Origin of the sequence: Mesorhizobium denitrificans (assembly GCF_003403035.1) — a bacterium.
Classification (GTDB): Bacteria; Pseudomonadota; Alphaproteobacteria; order Rhizobiales; family Rhizobiaceae; genus Mesorhizobium_G; species Mesorhizobium_G denitrificans.
Window position 1 is genome coordinate 101,617 of record NZ_QURN01000001.1, and the last position, 13,070, is coordinate 114,686.

Genomic DNA, 13,070 nt, shown 5'->3' on the forward strand with positions numbered 1-13,070 from the left:
GGTAACGACACATGAAACTCACCCTTTCCTGGCTGAAAGACCATCTGGAAACGGATGCCTCGCTTGGCGAAATTGTCGAGCGGTTGACCTCCATCGGCCTTGAGGTCGAGCATGTCGATGACAAGGCGGCGCTCAAGCCATTCGTCATCGCGAAGGTGCTCACCGCCGAGCGCCACCCGGACGCCGACAAGCTGCAAGTGCTCAGCGTCGATACCGGCAGCGGTGCGCCGATACAGGTCGTCTGCGGCGCGCCGAATGCGCGCGCGGGCCTAATTGGCGCGTTCGCGGCTCCCGGCACTTATGTCCCCGGCATCGACGTGACGCTTGGCGTTGGCAAGATTCGCGGCGTGGAAAGCCGGGGCATGATGTGCTCCGAGCGCGAGCTGCAATTGTCCGACGAGCATACCGGCATCATTGACCTTCCCGCTGATGCTCCGGTCGGCACCAGCTTCGCGACTTATGCGCATCTGGACGATCCGGTCATCGAGATCAATCTGACGCCGAACCGTCCCGATGCCACCAGCATTCACGGCATCGCGCGTGATCTTGCTGCCTCCGGCCTCGGCAAGCTCAAGGAAAAGCCGATTGCTGCGATCAAGGGCGAGGGTGCTTGCCCAGTCAAGGTCGCGCTGGATTTCGGCGATACGCCGTCGCTGTGCCGCGGCTTCGCGCTGCGCCTCGTGCGCGGCGTCAAGAACGGCCCGTCGCCGAAATGGCTGCAGCAGCGCCTGCTGGCCATCGGCCTGCGCCCCATCAACGCGCTGGTGGACATCACCAATTATCTCACCTTCGACCGTGGTCGCCCCCTGCACGTTTTCGACGCCGCAAAGGTCGCGGGCAATCTCACGGTTCGCCGCGCGAAAGACGGTGAAACGGTGCTGGCGCTCGACCAGCGCGAATACACGCTGACGCCGGAAATGTGCGTAATCGCCGATGAGAACGGCGTTGAATCCATCGCGGGCATCATGGGCGGAGAGCATTCCGGCTCGGACGAAGGCACTACTGACGTGCTGATCGAATCCGCGCTCTGGGAGCCGTTGAACATCGCGCGCACTGGCCGCGCTCTCGGCATCATCACCGACGCGCGTTATCGTTTCGAGCGCGGCGTCGATCCGGAATTCATGGTGCCGGGTATCGACCTCGCAACGCAACTCGTGCTCGATTTCTGCGGCGGTACGCCGAGCGAAATCGAACTCGTCGGCTATGCTGGCTACACCGCGCCGGTCATTTCCTTCCCGCTGTCGGAGGTGAAGCGCCTCACCGGGCTGGACGTGCCGAAGGCCGAAAGCATCGACATCCTGTCCCGTCTCGGCTTCACGCCGAAGGGCAGCGGCGAGGTCATCGACGTATCCGTTCCGTCATGGCGTCCGGACGTTGAAGGCAAGGCCGATCTGGTTGAAGAGGTGATGCGCATTCACGGCGTTGACGCCATCGCGCCGCAACCACTCACCAGCCATGGCGCGGTCAACACCAAGATACTTACCACCCTGCAGGTGCGCACGCGTTTTGCCAAGCGCACGCTCGCCGTGCGCGGCATGATGGAGGCGGTCACGTGGTCGTTCATCCCGGCCAAGCACGCCGAAATCTTCGGCGGCGGCGCGCCCGCGCTGAAATTGTCCAACCCCATCGCCGCTGAAATGTCGGACATGCGCCCGTCATTGCTGCCGGGCCTGATTGTCGCTGCACAGCGCAATGCGGATCGCGGTTTCGCCGACGTGGCGCTGTTCGAAGTCGCGGCCGCCTATGAAGGCGACACGCCCGATAAGCAGCGCCGCGTTGCGTCCGGCGTCCGTCGCGGCACCGCGAAGCTGGATGGCGCAGGCCGCTCATGGTCCGGCAATGCGGGTCCGGTCGGCGTGTTCGATGCCAAGGCTGATGCCATCGCCGTGCTGGAAGCCTGCGGCGCGCCGGTTGATCGTCTCCAGATCGAGGCAGGCGCGCCGGGCTGGTATCATCCCGGTCGCTCCGGCGTCATCAAGTTGGGGCCAAAGGTCGTGCTCGGCCATTTCGGCGAATTCCATCCGAAAACGCTGGAAGGTCTGGATGTCTCCGGTCCGCTCGCCGGGTTTGAGGTTTTCCTGGACGTCATCCCGGAATCGAAGGCGAAAGCCACGCGCACAAAGCCGAAGCTTGAACTGTCCGCTTTCCAGGCAGTGAAGCGCGACTTCGCTTTCGTCGTGGACAAGACCGTCGAAGCTGGAACCTTGACCCGCGCGGCGCTCGCCGCCGACAAGAAGCTCATCACCAGCGTCACGGTGTTCGACGTTTTCGAAGGCGCGTCGCTTGGTCCGGACAAGAAGTCCATAGCCATCGAGGTCGCTATCCAGCCGGTGGAAAAAACGCTGACGGATGAAGATTTCGAGGCGCTCGCCAAGCGCATCATTGAAAACGTCGGCAAGCAGACCGGCGGAACCTTGCGAGCCTAGTCGGAATACGCGGGCCTCCATGCGCGTTGTATCGCGTGGAGGCTCCGATGCTTTACAATACGCCCCGCGCCTATGGGCTGGTCACGATACTGTTCCACTGGTGCATTGCCGTTCTGTTCATCGGTCAGATCGTTCTCGGCATCATCATGCTGCGTTTGGACGATCAGCGCCGTGTTTTCGAACTCATCCAGCTTCACAAATCCATCGGCTTCGTGATCCTCGCGCTGGTCATTCCGCGCATTGTGTGGCGGCTGGCGGCGCTGTCGCCGGACCTGCCGGCGGGCATGTCCAAAGCTGAGCGCGGGGCGGCAAATCTCTCGCACGCCGCGCTTTACGGGCTGATGCTCGCGCTTCCGCTTACGGGTTGGGTGCTGGTATCGATATCGACGCTTGGCATTGTCACGCTCGCATTCGGCAAGGTGCTAATCCCCAATCTGCCGCTCGCCCCGTCCGATGCAGCAGAATTGTTGTGGTCATGGGTTCACGCCATTCTGGCGTTCGGCGCGGCTGGCCTCATCGCGCTCCACGTCGGCGCTGCGTTGTGGCACCAGTTTGTGCGCCGCGATGGGCTGCTTGTTCGAATGCTCGTGCCGGGTCGGGAAGAACACACCGGCGGCACTCGTTAGCATCTCATCACAACGCGCTGGAGGCTTCCATGCCTGTCCGTAACCTGTCTGCCGTCGCGCTGCTCTGCCTTGCGCTCACCTGTCCTGCTGCGGCCGCTGTCGATCTTGCTGGCGCGGCGGGTCAATATCGGATTGATCCCGGCGCATCGCGCATTGGCTTTGCGATTGACCAGATTGCGGGCCGCGGCATTGCGGGCGTATTCGCCAATTTTTCCGGCACCATTCGCATTGATGGTCAGCAGGTCGGGCGCTCGGAGGTGGATATCGACGTGGCCCCGGCCAGCGTTTCCACGGGCCAGCAGCGCGTGGACGATTTTCTCCGGTCCAACGCTGTGTTCGATGTTGCCCACGAGAAGGATATTTCTTTCCGTTCCACCTCTGTGAAGGCGCTGAGCGACACCTCTGCAACGGTTATCGGCCACATGACGGCGCGTGGCAAAACGGGCAATGAAACATTCACCGTCCAGCTCGACTCGCAGTCGAAAAACCGGATCACGTTCCGCATCACGGGCAAGGTGCTCAGGTCGCGTTACGGAATGGATGTCGGCACGCCGATCTATTCAAACGTGGTCGATTTCGAAATGCGGCTAACCGCAACGCGCCAATAGCGCATCAGGCCAAATGAACCGCTTCGCCGCCAATCCAGACACCACGAATGGCGAGGTCGTCGCTGATGTGTACAAAATCGGCGCGAGCACCGTTGCCGAGATGGCCGTGTGTCTCCGCTACGCCCGCAACACGGGCTGGATAGAGCGAGGCCATGCGCATCGCTTCATCAAGCTCGATGCCGATTGTCTGGTGCATGAAGCGCACGGCAGAAATCATGTCGAGATCTGCGCCTGCAAGCGTTCCGTCGAGCAATGTCAGCCTGCCATCCGCGCGCTTGATGGTGCGGCCATTCAGCGTGAATTCCGTCATGTCGGTGCCGATCGTGGCCATCGCATCGGTCACAAGGAATATATGGCCCGGTCCGCGTTTGGAGCGCATGGCAATGCCGATGCTTTCGGGATGAACGTGATAGCCATCCGCGATCAGCCCGGCTGACAAGCCGCCTATCGAAAGCACGGCACCGACCAACCCTGGTTCGCGATTTCCGATAGGGCTCATGGCGTTGAACAGATGGGTGGCTGTCGTCGCGCCTGCGTCGAACGCTGCTTGTGCGGCTTCAAGTGTCGCCTCCGTGTGGCCGATGCTTACCTTGACGTCCGCGCCAGCCAGCGCCGCGATTTGCTGCGGCGTCACGGATTCCACCGCGACCGTGGTCAGCAACACTGGCAATTCGACGCGCGCCGCAATGAGATTGGCGAGGTCCACATCTTCCATTTCTCGGATCAGTTCCGGGTCATGTGCACCCTTGCGCGCTATGGACAAATGCGGCCCTTCAAGATGCAGCCCCAGAAACCCCGGCACGTCCAGGCGCGCGGCCTCGATGCCCGCAGCGACTGCCTCGGCGGTAATCTCCGGCGTGTCGGTAATCAGCGTCGGCAAAAGCGCCGTCGTGCCGAAGCGCTGATGCGCGGCGCAAATGGTGCGTATGCCTTCAACGCTGCGGTGGTCGTTCAGCATCACACCGCCGCCGCCATTCACTTGAAGATCGACAAACCCCGGCGCGATGAAGCCATCGGCAAGGGTGATCGTCTGCGCTTCGACTGGAATATCCGAGGCCCGCACGACGCCAGCAACCACGCCATTTTCGACAATCAGCCCGGCGTTTTCCTGCCAGCCTTCGCCGTCAAATATGCGCGGCGCGAGATAGGCTTTTTGCTCGGTCATAGCGTCTCCGTGACCTTGCGAAGATTGCGGGGCTGATCGGGGTTCAGTCCGCGCCGTAAGGCAAAGGCTTCAATGAACGAATAGAAAGAAGTGACAAGCGCCAGCGGATCGGTCAGCCAATGGCCCGTCGCGGCGAAGGGCAGCCGGTTCGCGGCTTTCACCTTGGCGGAAGTCGCGAACACCGCTGCCTGCCGCGTGGCCAACCCGTCCGCCGATTGCGCAACCGCGTCTTCCGACTTGTCGCGGCTGGCCAGAACCAGCACGGGAAAGCCCGGTCCAACCAGTGCCAGCGGCCCGTGCATAACCTCCGCAGCACTATAGGCTTCGGCATGAATAGAGCAGGTTTCCTTGAATTTGAGAGCGACTTCGTTGGCGATTGCCAGTGATGGCCCGCGCCCAAGCACGAACAGGGAATTCTCGTTGCCGACTGCTTCGGCAAAGGGGGACCAGTCGCAGGCAATGGCATTTTCGAGATATTGCGGCAGGGCGTGCAGGGCCGACAGAAGCCCGTCGTTTTTCGTCCAGTGCGCAAGGATCGCCAGACCTGCGACGGCGGAATTCACGAATGTCTTGGTTGCGGCCACGCTTAGTTCCGGCCCAGCGGCAATGTCTATGGCGTGGTTCGAAACCTCGGCCAGCGGCGAACCGGGCGTATTGGTCAGCGCGATTGTCAGCGCACCGCCTTCACGCGCTGTCTTTGCCATTGCCACAATATCCGGGCTTTTGCCGGATTGTGAAATGGCAAGGCAGGCGGCGTCTTTCAGCTTGAGCTTCGCGCCATAGATAGAGCCGATGGACGGCCCAAGCGATGCTACCGGAATGCCTGCTGTAAGTTCGATTGCATATTGCAGGAATGAAGCCGCATGGTCCGACGAACCGCGCGCCACGCTGACCAGAACGCGGGGATCGACCGCCCGCAACTCTTCGCCAGCGCGTTGCATATCCTTTGCGGAATGGTCGAGAAGCCGCGCAACGGCCTGCGGAATTTCCAGCACCTCGCGGCGCATATGTGTTTGCGTCATGGGGCTATTCCTTCGCCTGTGCCTAGCCGAAGCTCGGCCACGAAATCATATGCATCGCCGCGATAGACCGAGCGCGTAAACTCAACCACCTTGCCGCTGGGCAGGTAGGAAATGCGCTCGATGTTCAAGCCGGCCGAACCGGGAGTGACCTCCAGCAATTCGGCATCTGCCTCGCCAAGATTCGTCGCAGAAATACGCTGCACGGCGCGCACCGGCTTGCATCCGCGCGCTTCCAACGCGGCGTACAGCGAAGAACCGATTGCGTTCGGGTCCGGCAGAAAGCCCGCGGAAATCGAGGCGCGTTCGATGGCCAGCGGGGTGTCGTTTGCGATGCGCAACCGGCTGACTCGCGAAACCATCGCTTCAGCCGATAGACCGAGCGCCATCATCTCCTCAGGGGAGGGCGCGTAGACGCCGCGGTCAAGCCAGACGGAGCGTACATCCAGCCCTCGCCGCGCCATGTCTTCGGTAAATGATGTGAGACGAGAAAGAGATTGCTCGACGCGTTCCATACGCGGCGCGACAAATGTACCGGAGCCATGCCGCTGCACGAGAACGCCGTGCTGCACGAGATCCTGAATCGCCTTGCGCACGGTGACGCGTGAAATATCTGCGCTGGCCGCAATGTCCCGCTCGGAAGGCAGAGCATCACCAGGCAGCAGCGCACCACGGCTGACAGCATCTTCGATTGATTTGCGAAGGCGCAGATAGAGCGGCGCACCGGCCCCGGATTGCTTCACATGCGCAAAGATCGCCGCCGCGTCAGTCATGCGACTGCCTCGCCGCACCAGCATTGAGATACGAGAGAATACCCCGCGCTCTCATCAACTCTGCCTCTCGCCAAACAACCTTGCGGCCATGGACACTGCCCCGCCGAGCGCATCGTGCAGCGGTGGGCGCAGCAAAGGCTGATACCTTTTCGACAGGCGTGGCGCAAAAAGCTGCGCCATGCCGCCAAGCAGGCACAGCGGCGTGCCGGGAGCAGGGTCCAGCGCGGCGAGTGAGGCCTCTATCGCTTGCCGCGCGCGCTCGATGATGCGCAGCGCGGTTTCGTCCCCCTTGCCGACGTGGTCGAAAACCATCGGCGCGAACCCGCCATAATCGCCCGGCTTGGCGGATGTGGTGAACTCCACGACATCGCGTGGATCGTTGCGATAGATCGCTAGCACGGCATCGGTCAGCGGAGTTGCGGCAACAACGCCATCATGCGCAAGCAGTGTTTCCTCAAGCAGGTCGCGGCCGATGCGCGCCCCGCTGCCCTGATCGCCGATAATAAAGCCCCAGCCGCCAATGGACCGCACTTCAGTCCCCTTGCGCGACATATAGGCGGTGCCGGTTCCAAGAATGGCGATTGCGCCATCGCCCGAACCAACCGCACCTTCCAGCGCGATCAGCGCGTCCGTAACCACGCGGCTCGCGGCGAACGGCAATATCGCCTCGACCTGCTGCGCATAGGTGCCAACATTCGCGCCCGCCAGCCCAAGCACCCCCGATGTTTGCGGCAGCAGTTCGGGACCAAGCCCCGCATCGGCAAGCGCGAGTTCCGCAGCTTTCACGATGCTGGCGCGTGCGCCGGAAAGGTCGGTGCGGATATTCGCCGAACCGCTGGCACCGCGCCCAATGACCTTGCCATCAAGGCCAGCCAATGCCGCACGGCAGCTTGTTCCGCCACCATCTATGCCAATTACAAATGCCAAGCGCGCCTCCCTCTGCGGCAATAATACCAATAAAATACCAATTGCCAAGCGTTAACTTTCAACTCGGTACAATTTGAGAAAAACCTAGCAAATATGCGCATGATTGTTTCAATTCGTTAACAGGGACTGGACAAGTGGTATTTTTTTGGTATTACTCGAAAAAGGAGGATGCGAATGGCGGAACGTCGTACCGAGACGCTGCACACAGAGGCGCAAGGCATTGACCTTCGTGCGCCGGAGGCTGTGCTTCGCGTTCTGGCGCAAGGGCAGGCGGAAGCCGCAAACGCCGTTGTCGCGGCCATTCCTTCGATTGCAAAAGCTGCAGAAACGGCTGCTCGCTCGCTGGCGGGCGGCGGCAGGATCGCTTACGCGGCTGCGGGCAGTTCGGGTCTTATGGCGCTTGCCGATGGGCTCGAACTGCCCGGCACTTTCGGCATTCCGCCCGAGCGCATCGTCATATTGATCGCCGGCGGCGCGGCTAATTTTCACGAACTCGCCAATGGCGCGGAAGATGATACGGACCTCGCCCGCGCCGATGTGGCGGGCGCGCAGATCGGCGCGGGGGATTGCCTGATTGCGCTTTCGGCCAGCGGCACGACGCCATACGCGCTTGGCGCGGTGCGTGAGGCTGCCAGGCGCGGTGCGGTCACGGTGGGCATCGCCAACAATCCGGGCGCGCCGCTGCTGGATATTGCGGATGTGCCGGTGCTGATCGAAACGCCAGCGGAAGTGATTGCGGGTTCAACGCGCATGGGCGCGGCCACGGCGCAGAAGATCGCGCTCAACATGATGTCCACGCTCATGGCCATCCATCTCGGTCATGTGCATGACGGCTACATGATCAATCTTCGTCCAGACAATGTGAAGCTCAAGGACCGCGCCGCGCGCATCGTCGCTGCGATTGCCGGTTGCGCGCCTGATGCGGCGGCAGAGCTTCTTGCGAGAAGCGGCGGCTCGGTGAAAGCTGCAATCCTGATGGCCTCGGGCGCTCAGGATGCTGCGGATGCCGAACGCTTGCTGCAAAGTGCCGGTCAACGGTTGCGACCGGCCTTGGCAATGATCGAGGGGAGCAAAAGCTCCAATCATGGCGGGGCGAAACCGCCCAAACAGGGAGAATGCAAATGAGAACCAAAGTTTTCGTCGCCCTTTTGATGGGCACGAGTGTACTCGGCACGGCAGGCGGCGCATTTGCGCAAGACGCTGCGCTGACCATCGAAAGCTGGCGCAATGACGATCTGTCGATCTGGCAGGAAAAGCTGATCCCGGCTTTCGAGGCTGCAAATCCGGGTATCAAGGTGACGTTCGCGCCATCCGCTCCGACGGAATATAACGCCGCGCTGAATGCCAAGCTTGATGCAGGCTCGGCTGGCGACCTGATCACCTGCCGTCCGTTCGACGCTTCTCTGGAGCTTTACAACAAGGGCCATCTGGCCGACCTGACCGGCGTGCCGGGCATGGAAAACTTCACCGACGTTGCGAAGTCCGCCTGGACGACCGACGATGGCAAGGCGACCTTCTGCGTGCCGATGGCATCCGTCATTCACGGCTTCATCTACAACAAGGAAGCCTTCGAAAAGCTGGGCATCACGCCGCCTGCGACTGAGGACGAGTTCTTCGCCGCGCTCGAGAAGATCAAGGCAGACGGCACCTACATTCCGATGGCGATGGGCACCAAGGATCTCTGGGAAGCCGCAACCATGGGCTACCAGAACATCGGCCCGAACTATTGGCACGGTGAAGAGGGCCGTCTGGCGCTGATCAAGGGCGAGCAGAAGCTGACCGACCCACAGTGGGTCGGGCCGTTCGAGGCGCTGGCCAAGTGGAAGCCTTATCTTGGCGACGGCTTTGAAGCCCAGACCTACCCGGACAGCCAGAACCTGTTCACGCTCGGTCGCGCGGCGATTTACCCGGCTGGTTCGTGGGAAATCTCCGGCTTCAACACGCAGGCCCAGTTCAAGATGGGCGCGTTCCCTCCGCCGGTGAAGAAGGCAGGCGACACCTGCTACATCTCCGACCATAACGACATCGGCATTGGCATGAACGCCAAGACCAAGAACCCGGATGCAGCGAAGAAATTCCTGTCATGGGTGGCTTCGCCGGAATTCGCGACGATCTATGCAAACGCGCTGCCCGGTTTCTTCAGCCTGTCGTCAACCCCGGTGAAGATGGAAGACCCGCTGGCTCAGGAATTCGTCTCCTGGCGCGACAAGTGCAAGTCGACCATTCGCTCGACCTATCAGATCCTGTCGCGCGGCACGCCGAACCTCGAAAACGAAACCTGGGTGAAGTCTGCCAACGTCATCAACGGCACGCAGACGTCGCAGCAGGCCGCCGAGGAACTCCAGAAGGGCCTGGATAGCTGGTACAAGCCAGCGAAGTAATGTCGCTTATGTAGGGAGATGCGCCCCACCCGGCCCTTCGGGCCACCCTCCCCACAGAGGGGAGGGAGGGTGCAAACTCTCAAACGTGTGCGACATACTCCGCGTTGAACAAGTGTAACTCTCTCCCTCCCCTCAATGGGTAGGTGGCCCGAAGGGGCGGGCAGGGTGAAAGCGCCGACATTACAAGGCTTACGCTGCCCCTCATCTCTACCCTTTTCCATAAACGGGGAGAGGGCGACAATGGCGTTGGCGTAATGCCGTCAAGGTAGCGCGGCGCCAACTCAACAACCGAAAGCATCGCCGCATGGTGACAGAGACCGCACAATCCAAACGTCCGATACGCTGGCACATTGCCGTGTTCCTCGCGCCCGCGGTGCTGATTTACACGGCTGTGATGATCCTGCCTTTGTTCGGCACGCTTCAGCTTTCGCTCTACAAGACCATCGACGGCGTTCGCCAATTCGTAGGGCTGGATAATTTCCGCACACTATTTGGCGATCCGCGCTGGTCGGCCAGCTTCTGGAATGCACTCGGCAACAATCTGTGGTTCTTTGTCATTCACATGCTGGTGCAGAACCCGATCGGCATTGCGCTGGCTGCTATTCTCTCGCACCCCAGGCTGCGCTTTGCCGCCTTTTACCGGACGGCGATTTTCGTGCCCACGGTGCTGTCGTTCGTCGTTGTCGGCTTCATCTGGAAGCTCATCCTTTCGCCGCTCTGGGGTGTTGCCCCGTGGATGATGGGGCTTGTCGGCCTCAAGAGCTGGTTCACGCCGTGGCTCGGCAAGGAGGAATATGCGCTGACGGCGCTCGGCCTGATTTCGGTCTGGCAATTCGTCGGCATTCCCATGATGCTGATTTACGCAGCACTCCTGTCGATCCCTGATGAGGTGATCGAAGCTGCTGAAATCGATGGCATCACAGGCGCGTCGCAGTTCTGGAAAATCAAGCTGCCGCTGATCCTGCCTTCAATCGGCATCATTTCCATCCTCACATTTGTCGGCAATTTCAACGCCTTCGACCTGATCTATTCGGCGCAAGGCGCAATGGCCGGGCCAAACTATTCGACGGATATTCTGGGCACGTTCCTTTATCGGACGTTCTTCGGTTTCCAGCTTCAGCTTGGCGACCCGAATATGGGCGCGACGATTGCCTCCATGATGTTCTTCATCATTCTGGCGGGCGTGTGCGTCTATCTGTTTGCAATCCAGACGCGCCTGCGGCGCTACCAGTTCTGAGGGCGGAGACATGAGCAAAGCCACCTCCTCCCCGGTTCGTTCCGTCGCTGCACATGCGGTGCTGATCACCTACACTGTGATTGCGCTGTTTCCGGTGTTCCTGATCGTCATCAACTCGTTCAAGTCGAGAAACTCGATCTTCCGTTCGCCGCTCTCGCTGCCGGGGCCGGAAACTTTCGATCCCATCGGCTACACCACTGTTTTGAAGCAGGGCGATTTCTTCCTCTATTTCCAGAACAGCCTGATCGTCACGGTTGTCTCCCTGTTCCTTGTGCTGTTGTTCGGTGCGATGGCCGCGTTTGCGCTCTCTGAATACCGCTTCAAGGGCAACACGATGATGGGGCTTTATCTGGCGCTTGGCATCATGATTCCGATCCGGCTCGGCACGGTGGCGATCCTGCAATTGATGGTGGCGAGCGGGCTGGTCAACACGTTGACGGCGCTGATCCTCGTCTACACGGCGCAGGGCCTGCCGCTGGCGGTGTTCATTCTCGCCGAGTTCATGAAGCAGGTTTCCGATGATCTGAAAAACGCCGGACGCATAGACGGGCTGTCCGAATATCGCATTTTCTTCCGGCTCGTTCTGCCGCTGGTGCGCCCTGCGATGGCAACCGTCGCCGTGTTCACCATGATACCAATCTGGAACGACCTCTGGTTCCCGCTGATCCTCGCGCCCTCCGAGGCAACCAAGACGGTCACGCTCGGCGCGCAGATTTTCATCGGCCAATATGTCACCAACTGGAACGCCGTGTTGGCCGCGCTTTCGCTGGCCATTTTGCCGGTGCTGGTTCTCTACGTCATTTTCTCGCGGCAGCTTATCCGCGGCATCACTTCGGGAGCGGTGAAATGAGTTCGCAAAAGCCCTTGCGCGTCGTTGTGGCGGGCCTTGGCAATATGGGCCGCAGCCATGCGCTGGCCTATGAAACCAATCCTGGTTTCGAGATTGCCGCGCTTGTGAATCGTTCGGATGTGGAGCTGCCGGAACCGCTGAAGCGTCACGCAATCCGTCGTTCGTTCGACGATGTGCTGCGCGAGGAAAAGCCGGACGTCGCGTCGATCAACACCTATTCCGACAGCCATGCGGATTACGCCGTGAAGGCGCTGGAAGCGGGTTGCCATGTGTTTGTCGAAAAGCCGCTGGCAACAACGGTGGCCGATGCCGAGCGCGTCGTGGCGGCAGCAAAGGCAAACGGGCGCAAGCTGGTGATCGGCTATATCCTTCGCCACCACCCATCATGGGTGCGGCTCATCGCGGAAGCGCGCTCGCTTGGCGGTCCATATGTGTTCCGCATGAACCTGAATCAGCAATCCAGCGGCCCGACTTGGGCAACGCACAAGCAGTTGATGCAGACCACGCCGCCCATCGTGGATTGCGGCGTGCATTATGTCGATGTGATGTGCCAGATCACCGACGCCAAGCCTGTCGAGGTGCGTGGCATGGGTCTTCGCCTCTCAAACGAAATTGCGCCGGATATGTATAATTACGGGCACCTCCAGGTGCTGTTCGACGACGGGTCCTTGGGTTGGTACGAAGCGGGTTGGGGGCCGATGATCTCCGAAACCGCCTTCTTCGTGAAAGACGTGATTTCGCCGAAGGGCTGCGTCTCCATCGTCATGGATGAAAGCGCAAAATCCGACGACATCGACACGCATACGAAAACCTCGCGGCTGCGCATTCATCGCGTGGAAACGGGTGCGGATGGCAGGTTCAAGACGCCTGACCAATTGCTTTCGATGGAAGGCGAGCCGGGCCATCAGGAGCTTTGCGATCTGGAGCAGGCATATTTGCTGAAAGCCGTCCGCGAAGACATCGACCTGACGCGTCATATGTCGGATGCGGTGAAATCTCTCGCCGTCTGCCTTGCGGCGGATGAAAGCGTGCGCTCCGGGCGCGCGGTCAAGCTATAA

General features: G+C 60.8%; 12 protein-coding genes. 8 read left to right on the forward strand and 4 right to left on the reverse strand.

The features are described from left to right. The first annotated feature begins 11 nt into the window (after positions 1-11). From pheT to DY251_RS00520, 3 genes are read left to right on the forward strand one after another with little or no spacing between them, the layout of a single operon-like run. Positions 12-2,426, forward strand: a complete 2,415-nt coding sequence (pheT, locus tag DY251_RS00510; RefSeq protein WP_116621890.1) for a phenylalanine--tRNA ligase subunit beta — start codon at positions 12-14, stop codon at positions 2,424-2,426. 47 nt (positions 2,427-2,473) lie between these two features. Continuing rightward, entirely contained in the window at positions 2,474-3,052 is a 579-nt protein-coding gene (locus DY251_RS00515; protein WP_116621891.1) for a cytochrome b, read from the forward strand. 29 nt (positions 3,053-3,081) lie between these two features. Next, entirely contained in the window at positions 3,082-3,660 is a 579-nt protein-coding gene (locus DY251_RS00520; protein WP_116621892.1) for a YceI family protein, read from the forward strand. Between the two features lie 4 nt (positions 3,661-3,664). On the opposite strand, the gene nagA is transcribed toward DY251_RS00520, so the two are convergent. The 4 genes from nagA to DY251_RS00540 are packed head-to-tail and all read right to left on the reverse strand — an operon-like array spanning position 3,665 to position 7,544. Then, positions 3,665-4,825, reverse strand: coding sequence for an N-acetylglucosamine-6-phosphate deacetylase (nagA, locus tag DY251_RS00525; RefSeq protein WP_116621893.1), 1,161 nt, complete (start codon positions 4,823-4,825; stop codon positions 3,665-3,667). Further along, complete coding sequence (locus tag DY251_RS00530) at positions 4,822-5,847, reverse strand: SIS domain-containing protein (protein ID WP_245415801.1); 1,026 nt, start codon at positions 5,845-5,847, stop codon at positions 4,822-4,824. The genes nagA and DY251_RS00530 overlap by 4 nt, the downstream gene beginning before the upstream one ends. Then, on the reverse strand, positions 5,844-6,617 hold the full coding sequence (locus DY251_RS00535) for a GntR family transcriptional regulator (RefSeq protein WP_116622260.1): 774 nt from the start codon (positions 6,615-6,617) through the stop codon (positions 5,844-5,846). Before DY251_RS00535 ends, DY251_RS00530 begins: the two co-directional genes overlap by 4 nt. A gap of 54 nt (positions 6,618-6,671) precedes the next feature. After that, positions 6,672-7,544, reverse strand: coding sequence for a glucosamine kinase nucleotide-binding domain-containing protein (locus tag DY251_RS00540; RefSeq protein ID WP_116622262.1), 873 nt, complete (start codon positions 7,542-7,544; stop codon positions 6,672-6,674). A 174-nt stretch (positions 7,545-7,718) separates the two neighbouring features. Between DY251_RS00540 and DY251_RS00545 the strand changes: the two genes are divergently transcribed. From DY251_RS00545 to DY251_RS00565, 5 genes are all read left to right on the forward strand, one after another. After that, entirely contained in the window at positions 7,719-8,669 is a 951-nt protein-coding gene (locus DY251_RS00545) for an N-acetylmuramic acid 6-phosphate etherase (protein ID WP_116621894.1), read from the forward strand. Beyond that, complete coding sequence (locus DY251_RS00550) at positions 8,666-9,925, forward strand: ABC transporter substrate-binding protein (RefSeq protein WP_116622263.1); 1,260 nt, start codon at positions 8,666-8,668, stop codon at positions 9,923-9,925. Before DY251_RS00545 ends, DY251_RS00550 begins: the two co-directional genes overlap by 4 nt. A 304-nt stretch (positions 9,926-10,229) precedes the next feature. After that, on the forward strand, positions 10,230-11,162 hold the full coding sequence (locus tag DY251_RS00555; RefSeq protein ID WP_116621895.1) for a carbohydrate ABC transporter permease: 933 nt from the start codon (positions 10,230-10,232) through the stop codon (positions 11,160-11,162). A gap of 10 nt (positions 11,163-11,172) precedes the next feature. Next, positions 11,173-12,012: a carbohydrate ABC transporter permease gene (locus DY251_RS00560; RefSeq protein WP_116621896.1), complete on the forward strand. Its 840-nt coding sequence runs from the start codon at positions 11,173-11,175 to the stop codon at positions 12,010-12,012. Next, the gene (locus DY251_RS00565; protein ID WP_116621897.1) at positions 12,009-13,070 is read left to right on the forward strand and encodes a Gfo/Idh/MocA family protein; all 1,062 of its coding nucleotides are present in this window, start codon (positions 12,009-12,011) and stop codon (positions 13,068-13,070) included. The genes DY251_RS00560 and DY251_RS00565 overlap by 4 nt, the downstream gene beginning before the upstream one ends.